Here is a 24,749-nt window from a genome sequence, read left to right on the forward strand (position 1 = left end):
GATGCTTGTAGACATTAGCATCCTCACTTTTTTGAGTGCAGCTACCGTTGTAGTTCATGCCTTGGGAATTGGCCATGCTGCTCATGCAGTAATGACTGTGCGTTCTTCCCGTGGTGCGATCGCTTGGAGTATTTCTCTGGTAACATTTCCCTGGTTAGCTCTGCCCCTATACTGGATTTTAGGCAGGACTAAATTTCATGGATATGCTGAAGCCTTGCGCTCAGTCTTTGCGGAACATCAAAAACTAGTTCACCAAGCTTATCGAGAAATAACTAAATATCAAGTTGCCATCCCAGACAAGTTAAAATCCCTAGAACCCTTAGCAGAAGCATTCACAGGCATTACTTTTACATCAGGTAATGCGGCTGAATTACTCATTGATGGGCAGCAAACCTATCCTGCTATGTTAAGTGCGATCGCCTCTGCCAAACATTATATTTTGTTGCAATCTTACATCGTGGATGATGATGAAGCGGGTAAAGAATTTCAAGCAGCTTTAATTGCCAAAGCACAACAAGGCATCCGTATTTACTTTCTCTACGATGAAATTGGTTCTAATAAATTACCTCGCTCTTATATCAACTCTTTGCGCCAAAACTTAATTCAAGTCAGCGCATTTCACACCACCAAAGGTAGAGGTAATCGCTTCCAACTTAACTTTCGCAACCATCGTAAAATCTTAGTAGTTGATGGTGAAATCGCATTTACTGGTGGTTTAAATATTGGTAACGATTATGTGGGTAAAAATCCTCGTCTCAGCCCTTGGCGCGACACCCATATAAAATTACAAGGGCCCACAGTTCAAACTCTGCAAAGTTCATTTCTGCAAGATTGGTATTGGGCAAATCGCCAAGTTATCGATGTTAACTGGCAAGTGCAACCTAACCGGAAAGTTAACCAAACTGCATTAATTTTACCCACAGGCCCCGCCGATAGACATAAAGCTTGCCAACTGTTTTTTGTGAATGCTATTAACCAAGCCCAAACTCGCCTTTGGATAGCAACTCCTTATTTTGTCCCAGATGATTCTACCCTGACAGCTTTAAAGCTAGCCGCAATGCGCGGTGTTGATGTCCGCATTATTTTACCCAATCGACCCGACCACTTATTTGTTTATCTGTGTTCCTTCTCTTATTACAACGAAATGAAACCCATAGATATAAAATTTTATCGCTACAAACATGGATTCACGCACCAAAAAATCATCCTCATCGATCATGATTTAGCCGGGGTAGGTACAGTCAACCTCGATAATCGCTCATTTTTTCTCAACTTTGAAGTTATGAGTTTCATCATCAATGCTCAATTTGCTAACAGCGTTGAGAAAATGTTAAAAACTGATTTAGCCGCCTCAGTTACAGTAGATTTTGCTGAATATGATAAAAAACCTTTGTGGTTCAAATTAGGTGTGAGAATATCTCGCTTACTCACCCCCTTGTTGTAATCTCTCCGCGTCTCTGCGCGCGCCACTTGCTTCAAGTCGGGAAATCCGCCCAACGCAGTGGCTTCTCTGCGTGAAAAAAAATCATCTAGTTTCTTGCATCCAGAATTTGCTAAACTCCAACTTCAGAGATCATAAATCAACTTAAGTATTGGGAATTCGGAGGGGTCTGAGGGTGGCTCACGATGAACGTACACGAATAGAACAAATTCATCCAAAAGATATTTCTTGGCCGTTCTGGCCAATTGTGCCACTCTACCCATATAGCCAACGGCGGACAATTCGCAAAGAAGTCATCAAAAACACCATCTGGACTTTTGACCAATTGCAAGGCATTTTTTATGTTGTTGTCCCTATCAGAATGACAGTTGTCAAGCTTGATGATGGTGGCTTGCTAGTCTATGCACCTGTCGCACCAACAAAAGAATGTCTTCAATTACTTCAGGAGTTAGTTGCCGAACACGGTGATGTTAAATATATTATTTTGCCAACTATCTCCGGTATCGAACACAAGGTTTTTGTCGGCCCCTTCGCTAGATGCTTTCCCAATGCACAGGTATTTGTCGCCCCAAATCAATGGAGTTTCCCGCTAAATTTACCATTAAGTTGGTTGGGTTTGCCTGCAAAACGCACTCAAATATTACCAGAAGATGTTAGCCAAACACCGTTTGCTGATGAGTTTGATTATGCCATCTTAAAAACAATTGACTTAGGCCCAGGCAAGTTTACCGAAGTGGCATTTTTTCACAGGCGATCGCATACTTTATTAGTAACAGATGCAGTAGTATCTATACCAGCAGAACCACCTGCGATCGTGCAACTCGATCCTTATCCCTTACTCTTCCACGCCAAAGATAAAGGTTCTGATGTTGTCGCGGATAATCAAGCTAACCGTCTCAAAGGATGGCAACGCATCACTTTATTTGCTTTATACTTCCAACCTAGCAAACTTGAAGTACCCGCTTGGGGCAAAGTCTTCCAGGATGCCCTAAAAGCACCAGAACGCTCTCGCAAAGCTTATTTTGGGTTATTCCCCTTTAAATGGAAAGACGATTGGCAAAGGTCATTTAACGCCTTGCACGGCGATGGACGTTTATTTGTTGCACCAGTTTTACAAACTCTGATTCTCAACCGCGCACCCAAAGAAACACTAAATTGGGCTGATAAAGTTGCAAGTTGGGATTTTCAGTGGATTATTCCCTGCCATTTTGACGCACCTATTAAAGCCCAACCGCAGCAATTTCGCCAAGCATTTTCTTTTTTAGAAAAGCAACCAGTTGCCAGTGCAGGTTTATTTAATAGTAGTAGCTATCCTTTACCAGAGGACGATTTTAAAATTCTCAGACATATTGATGCAGGGCTGAATAAAACTGGAATTGTCCCGCCTGCAAAGGAGAAAGTTTAGCAGAAGTCTCTTGCAGGGGACAGGGGACAGAGTTAAGGGTCTTTGTTGTCTAATTCCTATCAGCTAGCGATATGCTAACTATCTTCGCTATTACTATAAATATAGTAGGCATATTAGTGTTAATAAAAAGTAAAATCCTATGTCACAGGCAATTCTCCAACAAATCCTCAATCAGCTAGAGTTGTTAGAACCAGAGGAGTTACAGCAACTCAATCAAGTTATTCAAGAACATTTTATTAATAAAGAACAAGCTCAACGTGCAAAATTTCACCAAGCACTGCTAAATTATGGTTTAATCAAACACATCAAACAAGCTTCGTCTATTAGGCAAACTAAACGGCAGCTGATTCAGGTACAGGGTAAGCCTGTTTCTGAAACTATCCTTGAGGAACGCCTTTAAATCAACGCTTAATTCCTTTAAACCGTTCTTTTGCTGCTTGAAATTCCTGTTGCATGACGGCTTGGATTTTTTGCGAGTCAGGTTTCTTTCCACCCATCAAATCACCAAAATAAACACAGGCGGCTTCACCTAGTGACCAAGTATAAGCAGCTGCCCAAGAAGCAGCGATCGCACTGCCAAATCCTGGTATAAATTTAACTAACTCTCGTCCAACGGCTTGGGCTAAAAATCCGCCAGCGATCGCACTGACAATTCCACCTGCTTGCGATGGGGTGATGGTTTGCCCGTATAATTTTCCTAAAAGGCCTACCATTGATACTTGCAATGTCGTTAACACTGGCATGGTTGCAAAGGGCAAGGGAATAGCTGCCAAAGTTGCTGCCATGATAGAAAATGTCAGCATATAACGCCGTCCCGCATCACGGTAAATGTTACCAATTTGTTTACCTACACCCTGTTCTAATAACTGATGAATAGCTCGAGCTTCGGCTTCTGGTAAAAGTTCTGCTAAAGAGTCTCTAAATGCTTCTAAGCCATAAAATACGGGGTTAAAACCATCTTCTTCTAAGGTGAAGTCAATCAAAACAGCGCGATCGTATAATCCTGTAAAAGCTTGTTGTATTTCTGCAAAAGCTCGTTGAACTTCTCCATACACTGGCGGATAAGCTGAATGATCTGCAACATCAGGCGGATAAAGTTCGTGTAAGCAAGTAACTGCAAGTAAACAGGGAATATCTGGATATTGCTGACGTAGCTTTTGGGCAATTTGTCGTAATGCTTCTGTAGCAAAATCATTAATTTTGACAGTGAGAATAAAAACTCTTGCACCACGACTCAACTGTTGTAAATCGCCTACTAACTCTTGAATAATTGCCTGAGTTTCTTGGTTAATATCTCCTAAACCTACCGTATCTGTAAAAACGAGCAATGGTAGGTCATGAGAAGGATAGATGTAGCGTTCAGTATGTTGGGTATGGGGGCGAAATCCTTGTCCGACAATTTCTGCGGAAACGCCTGTGAGTCCCCGGACAATCGAACTCTTGCCAGCTTGGGGTTTACCAATCAAAAGGGCTTCGGTGGTTGGCAGTTCAGCACGTACAGCTTCTAAAATTTCTGCTATTTGAGTTTCGCTGACACTATACCATTCAGCCACAGTTTGAGATACTTGTTCTACTGGTAGAAACTGCATAACGCTGGCTGTGGCTTTTTGCCAAACATCAGCAATGCGATTAGTCCAGTCATCTTTTTTGGGCTGAGTTGTCGCACCTTCCGCAGGCACATCTGAAGGTTGGCTGTTGTTCGATTGATAATCTGCTGATGGCAAATCAGTATTGTGTTGCTCAGTCATGGCGTGAAAACAGCAGATAGATTCCAATTTAATTTTAGCGATCGCTCAAGATACATAACTTATATTTGTATTTTTAAATCTTGATGATGCTCACTTGTATTCTAAATGATTCCACGCCAAGGGCAGCGTTAACCCTCATACAATCTACCAATCTAGAAAATTTTTTATACCTCAAGACAGAGCTTCTCTCAAACTTCTTATATACTGATATTCTGTTTCAATGCCCTAATTGATTGCTCTCAAATTTAACAGTTAATAAATATACAAGTATTACAGGATTATTACTAAATCTCGCTTATGATTTTTTACTCTGATTTCCAGAGCGCAGAGCTAGCCATTACCAATATGCAGGATTTGGCTGATTTATTACAATTACCCTTCATGCAACGAGCGCTCATAGGTGCTGTATTAATGGGGATACTTGGTGGATTACTTGGTAGCTTTGTGACATTACGTCAATTATCCTTTTTTAGCCATGCCGTTGGTCATGCGGCATTAGTTGGTGTGGCTTTGGGTGTGCTACTTCAGTTAAACCCCACTTGGATGCTGCTACCGTTCACCTTAATTTTTGGCGTAATTGTGCTTTACTTTGTAGACAAAACTGATTTAGGTAGCGATAGCATACTTAGCATAGTTCTCTCTGGGGCGTTGGCGATCGGCGTAATTCTTTCTAGCTTGATTCAAGGATATCGCGGTAATTTAATGGCAGTGCTATTTGGCGATATTCTTGCTATTGATGTTACAGACTTGATTTTAACCTTGTTGGTACTTGTAGGTGGGAGTATATTCTTACTATCCACCCTCAGACAACAGATTTTGTTAACACTGAACTTTGATGTCGCTAAGGTTCAAGGCATTCCTGTAGAAATATACCGCTATGGATTTGTAATTTTGCTCTCGTTGGCAGTTGCCGTAGCCATCAAAGCGGTTGGTGTGTTGCTAGTCAACGCCTTTTTAGTGATTCCTGCCGCTACAGCTAAACTTATGAGTCAACAATTTAGCCGCTTTTTGCTGCTGTCTGTGGTTGTTGGTTCTTCTAGCAGCATTGCAGGCATCCTCGTATCTGGGATTTTCAATCTAGCCTCTGGCCCTAGTATTGTGCTTGTTCAGTTTGTGCTATTTCTAGCTGTTTTCATTGTAAGTAAGTTGAGTGTGAGAACTGCCTAAATTTATTTTTGACAAACCCTTGCATAATCTTATTTTGTTTGCTAAATTTATAAATCGTGGTGCAAAACAAAGCACACGCCGGGATAGCTCAGTTGGTAGAGCAGAGGACTGAAAATCCTCGTGTCACGAGTTCAAGTCTCGTTCCTGGCATATTATTTAACCCCTGGAAATCGTTAAATTCCAGGGGGTTTTGGTTTATAACATCTGATTAATCGAGAAAACAGTTCTAAATCCTAAAAAAATTTTGGGCATTTTTGGATACCTTTAGACAAAAAATGGGTGTAAATTGGGTGTAAAAGGGATAGAGTAGAGGAGTAATTACACCTTATAAAGTTATGTTCTCCAAAACTCCTACAGGGCGGGCATCTAAGGGTTCTGTCTCTATCATTAACTCTAATGGTCGGTTGCAGTTGCGGTTTAGATATAGAGGCGAGCGTTATTACATCTCTACGGGTTTAGCAGATACCCTAAATAACCGAAAGTTAGCTGAACTCAAGGCATCTGAGATTGAGAAAGATATACTCTATGAGCGATTGGACTTAACTCTACAGAAGTACCAACCTCAATCTGCTCTAACTACGATTACACCCATTACACCCATTAAGAAGCCTAAACCCGAATTAGACCAACTTTGGGATAGGTATAGCGAATTTAAGAAACCACAAGTTAGTCCTAGTACCTACGCCAAAGATTTTGCCAAGCATCGAAATCACATTGCTAAGTTACCAATACGATCGCTAGATGAAGCATCTGCTATTCGAGATTATCTTTTAGCCAACTTAACTCCAGATGCTGCAAAGCGTTGTTTAACTCAGTTCAAAGCTTGCTGCAATTGGGCAATGGAAGAGGGGCTAATTGACGCTAACCCATTTGCTGCTATGAAAATCAAAGCACCCAAGGGGGCTACTGAAGAACAAGATATTAATCCCTTTAGTAAAGAAGAAAGGGATTTAATTATTCGTACTTTTGCTGGCGATCGCTACTACAGCCATTACACGAACTATGTACGCTTTCTGTTTTTTACTGGATGCAGGCCATCTGAGGCAATTGCTTTGAAGTGGAAACATATTACAAATACTGTGGTTCAGTTTCGAGAATCTGTTGTGGTTTCTGAAGATGGCTTAGTTTTGAAGGAGGGACTAAAAACCCAAAGAAAGCGCGATTTTCCAATTAATTCAGAACTAAAAGCGATTTTAAATGACATTAGGCCAGAACAACCTAATCCTGAAACATTAATTTTTACCAGTCCAAAAGGAAAATTTATTGACCATCATAACTTCTCTAATCGTGCATGGAAAGCAATCTTAGCCAAATGTGGCATTCCGTATCGTAAAAGTTACCAGACAAGACATACCTTTATCAGCTTGTGTGTTGAGTCACATATTAACAGCACAGCGATTGGACGATGGACAGGAACTTCTGCCAAGATGATTGACAATCATTATGGTGCGACTAACTTTACCAACCTTAGACCTCCAAACCTTTCCTAAATTGATTAAGAAAACGGCTTGATTAATACAGTCTCACTTATTTCTCTGCTGCATAAGTTAAAATTCCAAAAAGAAACCCCATCAATTTTGATGGGGTTAATCAATTAATTCTACTGTAATATAATAACTTTATTCCTTATGAAACTAAACAAGAAAATCTAAAGAAGTGTAGTTTAATGTAGGCAACTTATTTTGAGTAGAATTAGCGATGGTAATCAAGGAAAATTTTGAATACTAGACTTGTCCACAAAAGATAAAAAGCTGACTGTGAAGGCGTTACACGAACTATAACTGGGATGAAACACTAATTCTGGCTGAACGCAAAAATAAGGTTTTGGGGATGAAAATACCAAAATTATTCAAAGTTTTCAGAAACATAGCTTTCTAAAAAAGAAAATCTAAAGGCTGATAATTCAAAGAGCATGACTTAGTGTAAACGAATAATTTAGATGCAACCTAACTAATCCACTTCCCACAAAATTTATTTTAAAGATAGGTCTATTAAAAACCCGACTTTATTTAAAGTCGGGTTTCTTTTTATATTCTGCTTAACTCTGATTTTAGGTGATCGGAAAACTTCGGCGGGGTCTACTGCCACAACAGTGAGTAGAAGTGTTTCCCATAATTCCAATTTGAGTTAATCGGTAAACTGTTTTGAGTTGGTTAAAACACAGTTGGAACTTCGACTGCTATATAACAGTATTATTTTTATTCAAAATTAAATCAAGCGATCGCTTATCCTCTTTCATTTGGATTTTAACCACACTGAGGCAAAATTAGTTTATTACAGATCAAAATAGCGATCATCATCCTGAGCAGATTTTGTAAAGATTACTGTGGAAAATGTCTAAATTGAGTCAAAGTATTGCACCATATACACTTGAACAAATCAGCAGGCATTTTCACAAGTTCATCGACACCACTCCCAGAATCGCCAAAACCCTTATTTTTCGTTGAGTGGTGTCGATTGCTTACAGGGTAAGGGTTTGAGATATGTATTTTGGTCTGTTTTTATCTAAGAAAGTGATGGTAGAATTAGTGGTGTCGATTTGGCGGCTAAAATCCTTACTGGGTAAAGGCTCCTAGACGAACTCCCTACCGATTGGGTTAAATCGGAATAGTTGGAAACCTTGGTACATAATCGTGGCGAATCTCGCGACGACTTCCCTACCGATTGGGTTAAATCGGAATAGTTGGAAACGGTAGCTTAGGACAGCCCAGCAAACAATCGCAGCTACCCTACCGATTGGGTTAAATCGGAATAGTTGGAAACTTCGGGTGCAGGAGCTTGCTTGTTCACCCCACGCCCCTACCGATTGGGTTAAATCGGAATAGTTGGAAACGAGGGGGTGAGTGGAAAACCGCTTGCGCGATTTCCCTACCGATTGGGTTAAATCGGAATAGTTGGAAACATTACTACGTTTAACACAACTATTACAAACATAATGAAACCCTACCGATTGGGTTAAATCGGAATAGTTGGAAACCTTGCATTAAAAATGCTTGGGGTGGGCTGGTTTTTCCCTACCGATTGGGTTAAATCGGAATAGTTGGAAACAAGCGGTGGAAGTTTCCACCTTTTGACTTTGTCCAATCCCTACCGATTGGGTTAAATCGGAATAGTTGGAAACTTCACTACAAATCAACCACGCGACAATTATCGCCTCCCCTACCGATTGGGTTAAATCGGAATAGTTGGAAACATTTTTCCGGCAACGTTTAAAACGTTTCCGGTAGGCCCTACCGATTGGGTTAAATCGGAATAGTTGGAAACGATTACTGTCAGTGAGTAGGCAAAAAATGCCCAACCCTACCGATTGGGTTAAATCGGAATAGTTGGAAACTTTTAATCTCACTGACGGCGGTTATGTTTAACCCTACCGATTGGGTTAAATCGGAATAGTTGGAAACTTCCGTGTGCGTTATCAAGATTTTTGCGAGTACCCTACCGATTGGGTTAAATCGGAATAGTTGGAAACACGGCGGTTACCACGAAAAGTTTTCCTTGAGGCCCCTACCGATTGGGTTAAATCGGAATAGTTGGAAACAAAGTTATTTTCGTAGGAAATCTTGAGATCTTGTTCTACCCTACCGATTGGGTTAAATCGGAATAGTTGGAAACACTTGTAAAAAAATTAAACACTGTCCGACCTAACTTTTTAAAAGGTTTGACAGTGTTTATTACTAAGAAATACGAAAGAATAATTAAGAAGCAAGCTTTAAATTTACATAGCGATTCAAGCTAATTTTTTCCTCAGCAGCTTCAATAGCAAGCTTACGATGAAGTTCTGGCGGAATACGAACTTGAAATTTGCCGCTATAGTCTTTTTCTGCAATAGGTTCGGGAATAGACTCGCCGTTAGCTTCCATATCAGCTACTACTGCTTTAACTAAAGATTCAATACCTTGAAATGCAGCTATTTTATCCTCATCAAGATAAGATAAGCTAGGAAATTCGGCACACAAACCCACGTATTCTTGATCTTCAGCCGACCAAGTAACTTTATAAGTGTAGTGGTCATAGTTCTTCATTTTCTATGTCCTCAATCTTATTAGCCGCTTCCAATTTGCTTATCGCTTCCAAAACTTGTCTGACTTGGTAAACCTTAGCTTTTCCATTCTTCTCTTGAATGTTGACGCGCGGATCTCCAGGCCAAGGAGTTTTGTAAATAGAATGACTTCCTTCTTGCCTTGGATTCCCAAAATAATGATTGCAGATTTTAACTAAATCGCTAAAGTTTACATCTTTAGGGTTGTTTTTAATCTGAGCAAGAAGTTTTTCAGTTTTTGGCATATACCATACCAAGTCTATGCCAAATAAGTAAAATTACTTACAAAAATGACATATTATAAACACAATTTGGAGTTTATTTAACCTAATCATAGTATCACTATTAATCCTATGTCAATAAAATTATTATCATTTAAGGAAAAAAAATTATTTATACCAATTTAATATGAAGACGCATATAAAAGCCAATTACCCCCCTTAATCCTCTCGTGGAAAGGCTACGGTGTATACACAAGTCGAAAATAGGCACTATGAAACCCATCCCGCCTAGAACTAAAGTTCCAGGCTGATAGCCAAAGTCCACTTAAGTGGACTGGAAGACATTTTTGGTTGAGTCATCTTCAGATGACTTGCGCTATGAGACTCGGAATTGATTCCGAGGCGGGACAGATAGACTGGGTGAAGGGGTGAAAGGGTACGGGGTGTGATATTAGGGTGAAATATTAGGGTGCGATCGCCCACATAATTTCTCTAACAAAATTTTGTCAAAATTATTCATCATCGTCATCAAAATTATCATCATCATCTGTATCTAATTCTTCATTATCTACTTCAGGTTCAGGACAATCTACTTTTTCAAATGTATAAGCACCCCAAAGATATTCTTCTGTTTCTCTGTCACATTGTTCTTCAATGCGTTGTAAGCTTTCTTCGGTGCTAGATTCACGGCTATAATCAAAACCAAAAGATGTATCGATTTGCATTGTTTATTCTTTTCATAATATTGGTGTAAATCTTGCTCTTAAACCTAACCCCCAGCCCCTTACGCCAGTTGCTACAACGGGGGGAACCCCCGCAACGCACTGGCTCCCCTACGAGGGAAGGGGAGGAATTATTAATATTGGCAATTAACCAAACTTAATCTCGCCGTAGCACCCGTTTAATATCTTTATCATCATTGAAGGCTTTTCTAATTTTCTCAGCCACGCCCAAAGCGTTAGGAATAGCCAAAAGGAAAAGTTTAGTATGAGAATAATCACTAGAAAAAATGTGAATATCTCCTAACAAGAGTGGTCTTTTACCGCACCAAGTTCTTACTAAATCGTATAACTGGTATAGTAAATTTCTTTCTACTTTAATATCCAGCACTCGATAAAGTTCTAGAAAATTCACCTCTTTTAAAAACACACCATTTTTAGTAATGAGTCGTTGATTAGTTAAGATATAACCTGTGGAACGAACTTGAAGATATTGCCAATAAAAATAAGGCAGGGGTAGAATTGTCCAAATCAACAGAATGAGCAGCAAGTTCCAGAAAAAATTATCAGCGACTATTTTAAATAAGGAGGGATGAAAGTTTAAAATTCCCTCCTCTGCTGCTGATAAAATCATGTTGCCTTTATTGACTTTCTTCACCATATATCCTCCAAATTTATGATGACAATTGGAGTATGACATAGCGGTGGAAAGCGGAAATTCCAAAGAATTTAACTGAGTTCGACGGATTTAAAAACCCCTTTCCAAACCTCTCCCCTAAAAGGCTATGGTGTACAAACAAATCTCGGTTGAGTGCATCTGTCCCGCCTCGGAATAAATTCCGAGTCTCACAGCGCAAGTCCTCTGAAGAGGACTAAACAAAAAACTCATTCCAGTCCACGCTTTGTGGACTTTCGCTATGAGCCTGGAACTTTAGTTCAAGGCGGGATAGGCTTTAATACAGATTATTTTCGACTTGTGTGTACACCGTAGCCGCTTCGGAGATGGGTTGGGGAGAGGTTAATCTAATTTGCGTAATTTTATAAAGGAGATCGCGGCCAGAGTTTCTGAAAACCTTTGGCTTGATTTTGTTGAGAATTCAGAAACTTGACAAACTGTTTTGATTCAGGTGAATCATCGGGAAACAGCGTCAGCAGTTCTAAATAACCTGCGGTGGTTTTGGGTATAGGCTTGTTAGGATTTTTAGGATCTTTGACTAAACGAACAAGCGGATACATTCGATGCCAAAGTCTACCGATTTGCCCCATCTGTCCGGTAATTGACGAACGGTAAATTGAACCTTCTGGCTGCGTTCTCGAAATTGCTTCTTGGTAAGGGCCATGCAGCCAAAAAATAGCTTCACTGTCTTCTTTGTCATTGGCTTGTCGTCCCCATACTTGCACGTTTTGGGGATGCCATGCTTCGCGCCAAGCGGCTGGTTGTTTGGGGTTGGGGGTGATGCTTTGTAACTGCATCCAATCTTGGGCTGTTTGCCGCACTTTATCGATAAATTCGCCTACTTGCTCTAGTTTACGCACTTGCACATCTCGAATGAGCGATCGCTCTCCCAACCATTGCCAGTGACAACCAATTAGCGGTTTGTATCCCGCTTCGTAGTATTCTTCATAAAATAGGCGATGATCTGCCCGTCGCCAAGATTTGCCAAAACCACCCAACACAATAGCGAACCGCGTTAAATCCGCCACCAGTTTTTTCAACGCTTCTTCTTGTTGAGAATTAGCTAGTTGACTAGCCAGTAACCAAACTAATTCACCCTCAACATTATAAGTCGGTTGGGCGTAAGAACCTCGGCCAAAGCTGTCTATCTCTAAGTGAGAATCTCGAAAACTCATCCCCAAAAGCCCGATATTGCCCTTACCTTGGACACTACCAAACAAATTGTTGACAATTTGCTCTGCCATGTCTGCATTCGTCAAGCCGCCAAAAATTCGCAAAGCATGACCCCGCAAACCAGCCCGAAAAATATTAGCGCGAAACTCTCCTGTGCCATCAATTAACTTCGCTGCTTGTCCCTGGCCTTTGATGCGTGCTTGGTAAAGAATATTGCCCTTGTGTTGTTCTGGTTGCCCGTAGCCAGCAGACACACGACAACCAATCCCTGTAGAAAGTGCCTTTTCCCATATCTCCCAGACTGTCTGCCATTCTGAATCTTTCAAAGGGGTGTTACTAGAAATGCCGAATTGCAGTTCTGGTTTATACAAAGAAATTTGGATAAACGCACTTGATGGTTTATTTCCTTCCTTAGTCCCAACTTGCCAATTCTGCTGCGGATGCACAATGTCTACTAAATTTTCCGTCCAGGCGGTATCAGTAGGATAACCACCATGAAAACGTAAAATTCCTGGTTGCAATTCTCCATCAGCCGAAATTGTGCCGCAGTACAATGCTGCTTGTTCCTTGGTGCAAGCGCGACGAAAAATCCCCTTCATACTGCTACCGGGATAAAACGGCCAGCCCCTCGCGCCAATCACCGGGCGAATTACACCCTCATCTTGACCGCTATTGGTAATAAATCGCCAAGTTAAAGTGTAAGTCCGAGTTTGAACTTCAGCCCCAGGTTCAGGAAGGTTGGGATAAGCTTTGTCTACCCATTCATCAGCCCAACGTGTAGCGTCTTGTTCTTCCGCGCCAGGAACCAGCCTTTGAATTTGGCAACGTCCATTAATCTGCGCCCGAAACATCATCGGCACTTTTTTCGCAGGATCGGGAATGACTGTCATGATTTTTCCCCTTTATATCGTTGCGTCCACCAAACAATACAGTCACATAGTTGCGTCAACACTGCTAATGCTACCCGTTGGTCATTGATGTGGAGTTGCCAGAGTTTATCAGACATTGTTTGAATCTGCTCAACATTATTGAGGTTGACAGCATCATTGGGAATTTCGACTCCAGCTTTTTTCATAATTGCTGCTAAAGCATTCCAGGTTGCTTTCCAATATTCAGCTTTCTCCGGTTCTTTAGCTTTTAAACGCAGATGTTCTCCCCAAAAACGTTCCAACCCGTAAGCAACAGACATCCGCATTTTGTAAGATTGGTTGAGAGATTTTTCATCTCGCTTTTTGGCATCTATTACCAATTGTCGCGCTATTCGGTCTAGTTCGTAAGATTTCCAAGCCATTATTTATATGCTCCCCCTAAAGTAACTTGACAACGACCAAAACCAATTGACTCTAGCCCACCAAAATAAAGTTCATCAGACGCATCTTTTCCAAAAGGTTGCCAACCTGTTTGTTTCACAGCAATTGGGAAAATTAAAATACTTCCTTCTGGTAATGCTTCGACGTTAAAAAATGCACCGCCTTCTACTTTCTTTTCGTTGTCGGCAAGTTTGACTCGGCTTTGGCGATAAAGTGCCATATCGTGCAGCATGGCAATATCATTGTTATCGACTACAACTAAGTTGTTTGGCTCCAAATTAGATCCGGTTGGTATCCAAGCTGAGAGGTCTGCTTCATGTTCGATTTCGATAAAGCCTAAGTTAAAAAACAAAATTTTACGGTTGGTGTCAACTTGACGACCTTGCAAAGCTTTGGGTGCTGTGTAAGGGTCTGGTAGAGTTGCAGTGATGCCAGTAATTTGCTTGTAACGTTTGAGTAACCAGGGACAAGTTACCCAAACAATGGGTTGACCAGGACAGAAAACAGGTAGCCAGACTAAGGAGGCGTATTCAAACTTAACTAATGCTTCGGTGGTAGTGTCTTCCTGTCCTGATACGGCTTGATGACCATACCATGTATTTTCTGTACCTGGTTCGTGCGATCGCATATCTGCCCTAAACCTACCACGAATTGAACTACCAGGAATAATCCCAGTTTGGGTAAATTGGTCGCGGAAAATTAAGTTAAGATTGCCTGTTTCTTCTCCCGCACTTGCACCAACGTGCAGAGGTGCTAAGGTTTCAATTATGCCGTAAGCTTTTTGGTACATTGATTATGACTCCATATTGATAGCTGTTAACTGATAACGCTGAAGGTGAAGGTGTGGTGAAGGTGTAGGTTGGCTGGAGGAACAGAACCCAACATTCACGCATACTCTGTTGGGTTACGCTATCGCTACACCCAACCTACTATTCTGATAACTGTTAACTGATAACTGATAACTGCTAACTGTTAAAGGGTAGTGCTAGTCCGCTTCCCCAGCGTTTGAAGGAAGGGCCTTCTTTCGGGAACCATTCATTAGGCCATGTTTGCCAAGCTGTGAGGGGTGTTTTCATTACATAAACAGTTCCCGCCGGAATCGCATATCGTCCCCGTGATAGTCTTTTGGTTTTTCCTTCACCACCGAGTCGATAGCGAAAAGGGTTGGGACGTTCGGTTAATAAAGTATCTAAATACAGTTCGCTATCCCACGCCTCTGGATAACGAGTTGAGAGGCGATTTGACCCCCAAATTGCTGGGGTAATTAAGGCGAAACTCTTGCCAACATCTTGTGTGAGCAGATTTTTGATGGATTCATCCAATGGCAGACATCGCACATCTGCTAGATGTCCCTCACCGCCAAAGCGATACCAACCATCATTAACTTTGTCATTGCAGAGATAAACTAAGCAGTAATCGGGGTCTAGTTGAACTCCGTTTTCGAGAAATAAACTGCCTCTTTCGCTGCCGTCTTCTAGTTTATCTATCTTGACGCGCCGTTCATCTTCTCTTAGTTGCGGGTGCAATTGTGGAACTGATTTCCAAGGTACGCGGCGATTCTTTTTTTTGTTAATCCAGACTTTTTTACCTATCCACGTTTTTTCATCCCAGTCTTTAATCGCTAACCAAGTGCCATTTTCAAATTTACCTGATGGTGATTCTTCATTTTGATTCTGCCATTTTTTACCATCCCAACTTAATTGATATGCAATTTCTGATTCTCCTTTCTTAACTAAACAATTAAAAGGTGTCGGCACATAAAAGTTTTGTGGAGAATCACTTTTTGCCCAAAAAGGGCCAGCAAAATGTAAAGGTTCAATTTTGGCTTTGCGCTTTTCTGCGTCAGGTTCTTCTTGGGTATAAGTGGCAGAAAATAAACCAGATAAGCTGGCTGTGCTTGGCGGAAAGCTTGTCCCGGAACGCCCTACTAAGTTGTCTGGTGATAAAAATCTGCCAGCACTGCCATATAAAAAACCTAATGGTTCAATGACTACTAAATACTTAAAAAGTGATTTTGGTGTCGAGTTACTGCTAGAATTGCTATCTGCTATTTCTAATACTGACATAATTGAAATCCTATTTTTGCAAGATTAATAACCCAGTTATTTAGTGCTTCATTGGCATCCTTGCAGTCTTTTTTATTTCCTAAAATGCCATAGGAGATAATTTTTTTCTTTTCATTGTCTTCTTCAGGTTGATTCCAGAGGATTTTGTTATCTTTAAGATTGAGGCGTTTATTTACATCAGGAAAGTAAATTTTAAACAAAGCTAAAGCTATCTCAGTTTGTTCACCTTTAAACGCGTGACGGGATTCTAGTAACGCCACATCTGTGTAGATATGTCCCCAGTTGGCTTTTGCGCCTGTTTGTCCGTGGCGATCGCAATATCCTTGCAATACTTCCTGCAAACACCACCAAGGACAAGCCCAGTCTATATAATTACCACCATTAAACAAGATGCGAATAGCCAGGCGATCGCGTCCTTGATTTTTGGCGATTTTCTCTACATCTCTGCAATTTTGTAATACCTCTCGCTGGGGAACACCAGGCGCAGCCCAGACAAATCCCACACTCACGCCTATTGGTTGTTTGTGTTGTTTCCATAAGGCGTTCTCGCTTGCGGAATTAAAGTTATAAAACCAATCAAGGCATTCTTGAGGTTTAAGTACAGGTTCTCTAAACAATATTTCTGCTTCTTGATGATTAAGACCTGCGTCTGCTAGTGCTTCTTTTAAAATTCCATCGCTTTTATAATTATCTTTGATGATTTGAGCAAATTCATGTCTAAGTTCAACAGAAAGTTTTACGTCTTTATGTAAACCTCTACTGTCAAATTCTTGTCGGAAAGTAGTTATTTCTTTTGCTAATTTTGGTGCAGATTTTCCTGCTTTATCATTTAAGTATTTCACTAATTTTCCGAGAAATCTTTTGTCAGGATGAGTGCGATATAAAACACCTAAAAAATCATCACCACCTGCATAAATTATTCTGCCACGACCTGTATTATTCAAGCTTTTTTTTAATATGTCTTTACCCCAAGTTATCATAGCAAGGCTAAAATTATTAGTCTCTATATCTGATAATCCTTTGAGATAATCTCCAGCTTTATCACCATCACCTTGAAACCAGCCAGTCCACCGATTGTCAGGTTCTAATTTGTCTTTTTTTCTCTTTGTATTCAGCCGATTTAAATCACGATACGTTTCAGGAATCTCTTGTGTTGGAATGCCTATAGGAGATGCGATCGCCTCTAAAGTAATCAGACGTTTAATCAGTTCGGGAATACTCAATTCCTCATCAGGGTCTATAATCGCTGAACCATATTCCTGAATTATTTCGTCTCGTTCTTCCTTACTAATTCTAGGAAATCTTTCTTCAACAAATTTAATAAATCCTTGTCCGTATCTCTCATCTAACCTGTTATGTATTTCTGGATTATTTTTCTTGAGTTCATTTCTAATATGCTCAATAAAATTATGACCAACTTCGTAACTTAATTGCTGGTAAAACGCTTTAATTTCATTTTTTTGAGTTTCATAATTCCAGGTTTTAGGATGATTACTACCTAGACTGGGAATTGCGATTGCATCTGCACCAGATAAGGTTGAACTTTCACCAGTCCAGTTAATTGCTGTCCAATGGCGCCGACGCTTGATTTCGTTTAAATTACCTCGCGCGTCAGTAATGGTTTTACCTTGTCCCCAAAAAAATTCCCAAGCGTAATTTGACCATAAATTCCAGGTTCTTCGCCAATGATATTCATCATGAACATGATTTTCAATCCATTGGCGACAAGTTTGTATAACTCCATCCCAAGCAGAGTAGAAAACTTCTTTAACTTCTGTTTCGGGAAAGTCACCTTTAATAACTATTTGATTTGGAGTTCCTTGCGTCAAATTAATAGTAGCTGGAGACACCACCCAAAGTCCCTTATCTCTGGCTTTTTGACAAATGGTGCTGGCTAGATAAGACAAGATAAAAGAACTACCATACAAATCTCGCAACTTTCGAGATTTTTCGATAAATCCCTGAACAGGCGCAAATGTAATTGCTGTATAGATTGTATCTGTCATTAATGATGATTGTAATTAGTAATGTTTCAGTAACACATAATCTAGCAGGTAGGTGGAAGCCACCCTTTCCAGCTACCCCTTGTATTGCAGATAATTGACCTTCAGATACCCGACTTCTTTAAGAAGTCGGGTATCTTTTGATTTACGAAAATATGATTTAAGGCTTGAGCATCTGTTGTATAGATACCCAAATGACAGCCGCAACACCGACAAAGAGGGTAATAACAACATCTTCACCCAATAAGCTTCTTACTTGTTGTGAAGTAATGAGTGTATAGATTGTACTACTACCAGCGATGACTCCAGATGCACTAGTTGTTACATTTACAAACTGTGCTAAACTCAATTTTCTGATTTTGACTACTAAATGATATGTAACACAAACAACAATCAAAACAGCCAACAAAATCAATTTGGTTGAACTCATAAAGCTTCCCGCCTCTTTCTATGCAAATATCTAAGTTCCAAGATTCAAACGCTACGAAGACTAATACTTAGGTATGCAAACATCAACAAATGCGACAGATTCGCACTGCTGTTGAACTTGCAACCTCAAGTTACGTAAAGTTAATCTCGATATTTGTAGAATGTGCGGAAAGCTCGTGTTAGTGAAAATCTGTTGAAAACTCTCGCTTCTGGTTTATTTTTGTAGCGTTCTTTTACTAATTGATTCGTAAAATCACAGTCGGAGTTTTGTCTGGTTCTGAGTTGGACTTGCAACCCATACTTGTTAAAAAGTATGATTCGATACTGTTGCGTTCTTGCTGTTTGTGGCTGAGGCTTGCTGTATATGTTTAAAACAAGCTTTTCAGGTGTAGCAGTTAATCGTTTAATTATCAAGGTTGGATTACCCCTTGGAGCATTTGATATGATCAAAGCCATAAAAAATTCCTCGTTTTTGGACGATATTCTTTGTATACCACAGCTAGTCATAAAATGGGAATAAATCGCTAGGCACATATAAACTATGTATAGAGGTTGTAATTTGGATGATTCTGCTGTTACGTGATCGCGCTACGCCTGAACAACTTGAACAAATGTTAAAACAGCATAAGTTTTATATCAAAACCGCAATTGATATTGAGCGTCGAGTGTTGGTTGGTGGTGGTGGTTTGCACGCTGATTGCGAAGAAAAGTTACTAGATGACGGCAGCAGGCAACAAGACATTTGGGCTGCCAGTTTTATGCCTTTAACTGGGAAAATCATCTATGAGTCTATGGTCAATCTCCGTCCTCGCCAAAACCGTTCAATGGAGATTTTAGATCCTAATATTAAAGAAAGAGTAGGGCAAATTATTATTGAGTTCCTGGGAAACCTATGATCGAAGTGACACCACAACAGCAAATTTTTATGCAAGATGATGTTCCTACCCGGTTACATCATCTTGCTGGACACTTGTCACAAATTCAATGTTTGTGGACTCAAGCATCATCCGCAGATGTGATACTTGCTTTGGTCAATGAAAGCCGATATTTTATTGAATGGACTGTACCAGATATGGTCAAGGCAGATGATATTGACCGAGCCGCAGAATTAGTTGATTTAGTTCGTCTTCTGACTCGTTGGCTATTCCATTGGGATAATATTTGGTTTGATACTGAACAAAGGCAATCTGCGGCTAGGCAAACCCAAGATTGGTTGCGTCGGGTTTTAGAAATTTCTGGCAGAGAACCGGAATCGCTGAGTGCGTAGTTAGATGTAAATAAAGCGATGTTTGTAATTTAGAATAAATTTGAGTTGAAAGTTGACTATGAGAAATATATGTAACTTAAAATGAAATACTCAAATAATAAAACTCATTAAGTCGCAATTTAAGTTAATCTTAAATAAGAGAATCAAACATCTTTGATTCAGATTCAACCCTACCGATTGGGTTAAATCGGAATAGTTGAAAACTAAACGCAGTAATCAGGCGTACCTGTTAGACGTTTAACCAACAAATACTGAATAGCAGGATGAGACGGTATTAAAATTGAACAATTAAAACACCAAATCATTCCTGCTTTCAGTATCAGCTTTTTAATTCAATGAAATTTATGTAAACACATATCTTGCACCTAGCCCTAGCGAATGGAATTCGCGGCTATACAAACGAAGTCCGCCTACGCGGACTAACTAAAATCAAGGATTGGGAACCTGCGTGGTGCGTCAAGCGCAGCGCAAGCGCGATAGGCAGGTTTTGTCTGTGTAGCTGCGACTTCAGTCGCTTGATGCAAGATGTGAATAAAGAAAAACAAAATAATTTTTCGTAAATTTAGTATATAGATTTCTGCTGAATTAACACTTCGTCAAATGAATTAATACCTCAGCTAAAATCTTTACCATAGTACGAGTCTTTTTTAGTTATCAAAACTAGAAAATTTAAGCTTCTAGTTTTGAGTTGCAAACCCTACCGATTTAGCCCAATCGGTAGGGTTTGGTTGACTTTTACAGAGACTTTGAGACTAAATCGTTTCCAACTATTCCGATTTAACCCAATCGGTAGGGGTATCGTAGCTCTTAATGCCCTTAGCGGACTGAAGTTTCCAATAATTCCGATTTGACCCAATCGGTAGGGTTAAGCTACGAGGAAAAAGTTGCTCGTCTCCGGTTTCCAATAATTCCGATTTGACCCAATCGGTAGGGATAGGGAAGTAAGTCTGTTAGCTAGATCAATATACCGTTTCCAATAATTCCGATTTGACCCAATCGGTAGGTCAACTCCAGGAACATGTTCCGGGAGAAGATATCTCGTTTCCAACTATTCCGATTTAGCCCAATCGGTAGGGATACCACATGAAAGTGACAATTGACTTTGATACAGTTTCCAACTATTCCGATTTAGCCCAATCGGTAGGGATCATTTTTAATCTGTATTACGATAATACAGTGTTTCCAACTATTCCGATTTAGCCCAATCGGTAGGGTCTGTCGGTTGCAGCCAGCACGGCGATTACGTCGTGTTTCCAACTATTCCGATTTAGCCCAATCGGTAGGGTAGTTGAGGAGAGCAACGTTGAAGAGCAAGAACTGTTTCCAACTATTCCGATTTAGCCCAATCGGTAGGGTCCTGTTTTTGAAGGAATATTCTCTTGTTTACCATACGGGTTTCCAACTATTCCGATTTAGCCCAATCGGTAGGGAAAACTAAAAAGCGTTTGTCCAAAAGACAAAATGCTTGTTTCCAACTATTCCGATTTAGCCCAATCGGTAGGGTTCAATTGAATAACAATAATCTTGAAGGGTTGTCAAAGTTTCCAACTATTCCGATTTAGCCCAATCGGTAGGGTTAAAAAAATTAAGGAAGTTGTGGGTTGTGGTTTCCAACTATTCCGATTTAGCCCAATCGGTAGGGCAGTTTGCAAAATTGAATCAGGAGCTTGTCTATCGTTTCCAACTATTCCGATTTAGCCCAATCGGTAGGGAGTTCGTCTAGGAGGCTTTACCCTGTAAGGGTTTCAGCCGCCAAATCGACGCATCTCTAAAATCATTATAAATCATCAGTGAAAATCGACCAAAACACATACCTCAAACCCTTGCCCTGTAAGCAATCGACGCACCTCAACGAAAAATATAGGGTTTCGGCGATTTGGCGAGGTGTGTCGATGAACAATAAAAAACTCTGTGAAAACGCCTCAAACCTAGATATAACAGTAATTATACAAAAATTTAGCTAATCTATTTGCGGAACTGCTGCTTGAGAGTAATTTCAATTGGGTTAAAAGAACGTCCTGTTACTTGTCCATCTTGTAATTCGGCTGGGGTGTATTGTAATGGACTTTGTACCGACAACGAAGCAAGTACCATACCGACACTCGCTTGGGCTGTCATCCCTGTAAAATCTGCGATCGCATCTTCTATTGTCCATCCAGAGGGCAGGCTTTTATAAATTTTTCGCACAAAGTGATAAAACTCTAAAGGGTCGTAGATATCGTTAACTACGATTGGTTCAGAAATTTTTAATTTAGAAAAGTCTTGTTTTAACTTTTTGGCAATATCAATTGACTGGGTAGAACAAATCAACCAGCAACATTCTAATTGTGGCAAATGATATTCTATGGCTTTGCGACAAGGTTCATCTCGGCTGACTAATAACAAGAGTCCTTTGTGCTTTTTGGGTGGTAACTTGCCTAAATCAACTTCAGGCGATCGCATTTTAGCCAATGACTTAGCCAAAAACCACACCGAGAAAATAAAAATCAATACAGAACCCAAAGCAATTCCCACAGAGGCGTTTGTAGTCTCACCAAAAATGTTAAATAAAATTTGAGTAAGTGCATTACCCAGCACAGATAAAAACATTGTGCCGATAATGAAGGGAATTAAAGTTTCTGGGTTAAAAAATATCTTAGCTGCTTTAGAAAAATTGTTTTGCATAGTGAATATTAATCAGGGAGTAGTGAGTAGAGAATAGGGAGTAGAAAACAAGGAAGTTTGAATATAGGTATTTTTTTCAAAAAATTAACATCAGTTCTATATTTATAATTGATAATAGGATGTTTTTTATCCAGAATTTCCTAGCCCCCAACCACGTTCTTCTTGCCAGATACGTAAAGATTCTTGATAATTAGCACGGGCTTGATTAATACGTTCTTCACACTGCTGTTTAAGGCTGTTATATCTGCCTGCAATTAATTGAATTTCCTCATGACATCTAGCCTTTTGTGTATTGATTTCTTGCTGTTGATATTTCTCGATTCTGTCCTGTATAACATAATCTGGCCCGACTAAGCGTGGAGCAGACTCTGGCGGTTCAGTGTTTTGAATATTCTGCACTTCTGCTTGTAACTGAAGCATTCGCTGATGAATGCGCCAATCTCTTTCTTGTTCTAATTCTTGCTGACGAGATAATAAAAAATCTATCTCACTTTGGTAATCAACCATCTTAAAGTTTTTGAGAGGACTGTGGGGGTCATTTTCACAAATCCACTTGAGATGAGCATCAATCATCTGTTCTTGATAATCTTGCTCATCAGGAATTATTGCAATTGTAAATAAATCTTCCAAAGTATTATTTTTGAACTGTTTCATGATATTTTTCTACTAATTCATCGTAAGCTTCTGGTAGTTCTACTTTTTCGGCATGATGGTTAGCGATCGCCCATAGCAACACTACAGGGAATAGAGACACCATTGACGCAATAAAAATCCCAGCCGGAGCAATCATAGTAAAGGCAATTACAGTCTCAATCACACTGAGAGCTACACTAATCACTAATGCGGATTTGTCCGGTTGATACTCATGAATTCCTTCTAAATCATTGAGTGTATTAATTTGGGTTTGCAGATAAACATCTTGAGGGTTATCTTCACAATAATTAAAGTCATCTTGTAACATAAATTATCCTTTGTTTTTATTATCTAGAATTGCTGCGCGAGTTTTTTGTGTATTCTGTTTGAGCTTAATTCCTGTTAGCACTTTTGTGGCATTAGCATGAGCATAAAAACTCGCTAATCCGCCACCTACTAAACCTGCTGATATCGCCATAGGGCCTCTTCCGGCTTGTTTAGCAAGTAGTTGAGGAGCAATAGAAAAAGTTAAAGAACCAGCAATTATGACAATAAATTGTGTAATTTGCCGTTGATTACGCGATAAACGGCGAGAGCGGATAGCATCATATTTGGTAATTTGAGATTTAGCTAAGTTGTGTTTGGCATATTCCTGAATTGCTGCCATCATATAGGCGCGATCGTAGTCTGGCATTCTGAGCAATATTCGGGGTAAAATTTTCAGCCAGCGTTCAATTCTATCTTTGCGTTGTGGGTGAATTTCTGGTATCATCTTCTGTCCCTGTAGCTACGGTGTACACACAAATGTTCGTTGAGTCCCGCCTCGGAATGAATTCCGAGTCTCATAGCGCAAGTCATCTGAAGATGACTCAACTAAAAATATCTTCCAGTCCACGTTTTGTGGACTTTGCCTATGAGCCTGGAACTTTAGTTCTAGGCGGGATACGGTTTCAGACTGCAAATTTTCGACTTGTGTGTACACGGTAGCCCTATATTTAATAAAATCATCTTAATTGCTCATAGGAAATCCCTATTTCCGCACTGTTTGAAACAACCAATCCAGACAAGCCAGACTATCACTATAGGTGCAAACTTGCGTATTTTTAACTGATACTAACTGACGGCTCAATTGGTTTTGTAAATCAACAGATGAGCCAATAATTGTGACTGCACCACCTTTTTGGATAATGCTTTCGATTTTCGATTTAATCAGCGTAAAATCTTGTTGCTGGTGATTGACAAGTTCAGCAGATTGGATAACAATTGCTGCGGCGACAGGTTGAGTATGACCTTGGCTTTGTTGGTGGTGAATTTCTGTTTCTAAACGAGAGAGTGCATCAATTAAGGATGTTCCGGGAGTTTGACCAATTCCTGGTGGCTGTGTGGTAATCTGTTGGCATTGGTTTTGTAACGACAGGCGATCGCGCTCTTGAAATTCCTGATTACTTAAGATTGTCGCTCTATCTGCAAACTTTCCTTGAATGCGAATATCACCCTCAACTAAATGCTCAGTATATTGATGACAAAGCTTTTCTAACTCAGCTTTATAAGGTTGATTTGATAGCGACACATCCACCAAAAATGCACTATTAACTCGATGTGTAAAGCTATCTATTACGATAGGAACACCCAGCAACAATACACCAGCCACAGCACAAACCCAAGTAAAAGAATATTTCCACAAAGGCGGCTCTTTTTCTACCTTTTCTAAAAGAATACTAGGAGGCTGTTGAGATAATTTACGAACTGGGTATTTCATTATTGCTGTCTCCTTCGTCAATTTATACT

General features: G+C 40.0%; 24 protein-coding genes, 1 tRNA gene and 2 CRISPR repeat arrays. Of the genes, 8 read left to right on the plus strand and 17 right to left on the minus strand.

All coding sequences use genetic code 11. The features are described from left to right. Position 1 precedes the first annotated feature (1 nt). From cls to H6G69_RS05280, 3 genes are all read left to right on the plus strand, one after another. A complete protein-coding gene (gene cls, locus H6G69_RS05270; RefSeq protein WP_190682668.1) occupies positions 2-1,444 on the plus strand; it encodes a cardiolipin synthase in 1,443 nt (480 codons plus the stop codon). A gap of 172 nt (positions 1,445-1,616) precedes the next feature. After that, positions 1,617-2,846, plus strand: coding sequence for a DUF4336 domain-containing protein (locus H6G69_RS05275; protein ID WP_190682671.1), 1,230 nt, complete (start codon positions 1,617-1,619; stop codon positions 2,844-2,846). 139 nt (positions 2,847-2,985) lie between these two features. Continuing rightward, entirely contained in the window at positions 2,986-3,246 is a 261-nt protein-coding gene (locus H6G69_RS05280) for a hypothetical protein (RefSeq protein WP_190682674.1), read from the plus strand. Position 3,247: 1 nt separating this feature from the next. On the opposite strand, the gene H6G69_RS05285 is transcribed toward H6G69_RS05280, so the two are convergent. Further along, positions 3,248-4,594 (minus strand): GTPase family protein, encoded by a 1,347-nt coding sequence (locus tag H6G69_RS05285; RefSeq protein WP_190682678.1) that lies wholly within the window; start codon positions 4,592-4,594, stop codon positions 3,248-3,250. Positions 4,595-4,891: 297 nt separating this feature from the next. Here H6G69_RS05285 and H6G69_RS05290 point away from each other — a divergent pair, with 297 nt between their 5' ends. The 3 genes from H6G69_RS05290 (at position 4,892) to H6G69_RS05300 (ending at position 7,251) form a co-directional block, all read left to right on the plus strand. Further along, positions 4,892-5,761: a metal ABC transporter permease gene (locus H6G69_RS05290; protein WP_190682680.1), complete on the plus strand. Its 870-nt coding sequence runs from the start codon at positions 4,892-4,894 to the stop codon at positions 5,759-5,761. A gap of 77 nt (positions 5,762-5,838) precedes the next feature. Then, positions 5,839-5,911 (plus strand) — tRNA-Phe (locus H6G69_RS05295). 185 nt (positions 5,912-6,096) lie between these two features. Then, positions 6,097-7,251, plus strand: a complete 1,155-nt coding sequence (locus tag H6G69_RS05300) for an Arm DNA-binding domain-containing protein (RefSeq protein ID WP_190682683.1) — start codon at positions 6,097-6,099, stop codon at positions 7,249-7,251. 1,093 nt (positions 7,252-8,344) lie between these two features. Then, a CRISPR array of direct repeats spans positions 8,345-9,373; the repeat unit is 36 nt; unit sequence CCCTACCGATTGGGTTAAATCGGAATAGTTGGAAAC. An 83-nt stretch (positions 9,374-9,456) separates the two neighbouring features. Here H6G69_RS05300 and H6G69_RS05305 read toward each other — a convergent pair. The 11 genes from H6G69_RS05305 to H6G69_RS05355 form a co-directional block, all read right to left on the minus strand. Next, a complete protein-coding gene (locus H6G69_RS05305; RefSeq protein ID WP_190682686.1) occupies positions 9,457-9,783 on the minus strand; it encodes a type II toxin-antitoxin system HicB family antitoxin in 327 nt (108 codons plus the stop codon). Continuing rightward, positions 9,770-10,045: a toxin HicA gene (locus H6G69_RS05310; protein ID WP_190682689.1), complete on the minus strand. Its 276-nt coding sequence runs from the start codon at positions 10,043-10,045 to the stop codon at positions 9,770-9,772. Before H6G69_RS05310 ends, H6G69_RS05305 begins: the two co-directional genes overlap by 14 nt. Positions 10,046-10,533: 488 nt before the next feature. After that, complete coding sequence (locus H6G69_RS05315) at positions 10,534-10,746, minus strand: hypothetical protein (protein ID WP_190682693.1); 213 nt, start codon at positions 10,744-10,746, stop codon at positions 10,534-10,536. 154 nt (positions 10,747-10,900) lie between these two features. Further along, positions 10,901-11,401: a PH domain-containing protein gene (locus H6G69_RS05320; RefSeq protein ID WP_190682695.1), complete on the minus strand. Its 501-nt coding sequence runs from the start codon at positions 11,399-11,401 to the stop codon at positions 10,901-10,903. A gap of 377 nt (positions 11,402-11,778) precedes the next feature. Further along, positions 11,779-13,479, minus strand: a complete 1,701-nt coding sequence (locus H6G69_RS05325; RefSeq protein ID WP_190682698.1) for an RAMP superfamily protein — start codon at positions 13,477-13,479, stop codon at positions 11,779-11,781. Continuing rightward, positions 13,476-13,880, minus strand: coding sequence for a hypothetical protein (locus tag H6G69_RS05330; protein ID WP_190682700.1), 405 nt, complete (start codon positions 13,878-13,880; stop codon positions 13,476-13,478). The genes H6G69_RS05325 and H6G69_RS05330 overlap by 4 nt, the downstream gene beginning before the upstream one ends. After that, positions 13,880-14,689, minus strand: a complete 810-nt coding sequence (locus H6G69_RS05335; RefSeq protein ID WP_190682704.1) for an RAMP superfamily CRISPR-associated protein — start codon at positions 14,687-14,689, stop codon at positions 13,880-13,882. Before H6G69_RS05335 ends, H6G69_RS05330 begins: the two co-directional genes overlap by 1 nt. Before the next feature lie 175 nt (positions 14,690-14,864). After that, positions 14,865-15,965, minus strand: coding sequence for a type III-B CRISPR module-associated Cmr3 family protein (locus H6G69_RS05340; RefSeq protein ID WP_190682706.1), 1,101 nt, complete (start codon positions 15,963-15,965; stop codon positions 14,865-14,867). Next, positions 15,953-17,971 carry a type III-B CRISPR-associated protein Cas10/Cmr2 gene (locus H6G69_RS05345; RefSeq protein ID WP_190682709.1) on the minus strand — a complete coding sequence of 673 codons (2,019 nt, stop codon included), beginning with the start codon at positions 17,969-17,971 and terminating at the stop codon, positions 15,953-15,955. The genes H6G69_RS05340 and H6G69_RS05345 overlap by 13 nt, the downstream gene beginning before the upstream one ends. A gap of 157 nt (positions 17,972-18,128) precedes the next feature. Further along, complete coding sequence (locus H6G69_RS05350; protein ID WP_190682711.1) at positions 18,129-18,398, minus strand: hypothetical protein; 270 nt, start codon at positions 18,396-18,398, stop codon at positions 18,129-18,131. Between the two features lie 140 nt (positions 18,399-18,538). Beyond that, positions 18,539-18,853: a hypothetical protein gene (locus H6G69_RS05355; protein WP_190682714.1), complete on the minus strand. Its 315-nt coding sequence runs from the start codon at positions 18,851-18,853 to the stop codon at positions 18,539-18,541. Between the two features lie 107 nt (positions 18,854-18,960). Here H6G69_RS05355 and H6G69_RS05360 point away from each other — a divergent pair, with 107 nt between their 5' ends. After that, positions 18,961-19,293 carry a DUF5674 family protein gene (locus H6G69_RS05360; protein ID WP_190682717.1) on the plus strand — a complete coding sequence of 111 codons (333 nt, stop codon included), beginning with the start codon at positions 18,961-18,963 and terminating at the stop codon, positions 19,291-19,293. Continuing rightward, positions 19,290-19,664, plus strand: coding sequence for a hypothetical protein (locus H6G69_RS05365; protein ID WP_190682721.1), 375 nt, complete (start codon positions 19,290-19,292; stop codon positions 19,662-19,664). The genes H6G69_RS05360 and H6G69_RS05365 overlap by 4 nt, the downstream gene beginning before the upstream one ends. Positions 19,665-20,351: 687 nt before the next feature. Further along, a CRISPR array of direct repeats spans positions 20,352-21,376; the repeat unit is 36 nt; unit sequence GTTTCCAACTATTCCGATTTAGCCCAATCGGTAGGG. 253 nt (positions 21,377-21,629) lie between these two features. On the opposite strand, the gene H6G69_RS05370 is transcribed toward H6G69_RS05365, so the two are convergent. The 5 genes from H6G69_RS05370 to H6G69_RS05390 form a co-directional block, all read right to left on the minus strand. Then, complete coding sequence (locus H6G69_RS05370; RefSeq protein ID WP_190682724.1) at positions 21,630-22,328, minus strand: CRISPR-associated protein; 699 nt, start codon at positions 22,326-22,328, stop codon at positions 21,630-21,632. A gap of 126 nt (positions 22,329-22,454) precedes the next feature. Next, positions 22,455-22,982: a hypothetical protein gene (locus H6G69_RS05375; protein ID WP_190682727.1), complete on the minus strand. Its 528-nt coding sequence runs from the start codon at positions 22,980-22,982 to the stop codon at positions 22,455-22,457. After that, complete coding sequence (locus tag H6G69_RS05380; protein WP_190682730.1) at positions 22,963-23,289, minus strand: hypothetical protein; 327 nt, start codon at positions 23,287-23,289, stop codon at positions 22,963-22,965. Before H6G69_RS05380 ends, H6G69_RS05375 begins: the two co-directional genes overlap by 20 nt. Before the next feature lie 3 nt (positions 23,290-23,292). Further along, positions 23,293-23,733: a hypothetical protein gene (locus H6G69_RS05385; protein WP_190682733.1), complete on the minus strand. Its 441-nt coding sequence runs from the start codon at positions 23,731-23,733 to the stop codon at positions 23,293-23,295. 258 nt (positions 23,734-23,991) lie between these two features. Beyond that, positions 23,992-24,720, minus strand: coding sequence for a hypothetical protein (locus tag H6G69_RS05390; RefSeq protein WP_190682736.1), 729 nt, complete (start codon positions 24,718-24,720; stop codon positions 23,992-23,994). Positions 24,721-24,749 lie beyond the last annotated feature (29 nt).

Source organism: Nostoc sp. FACHB-110 (assembly GCF_014697425.1).
Lineage (GTDB): Bacteria > Cyanobacteriota > Cyanobacteriia > Cyanobacteriales > Nostocaceae > Nostoc_B.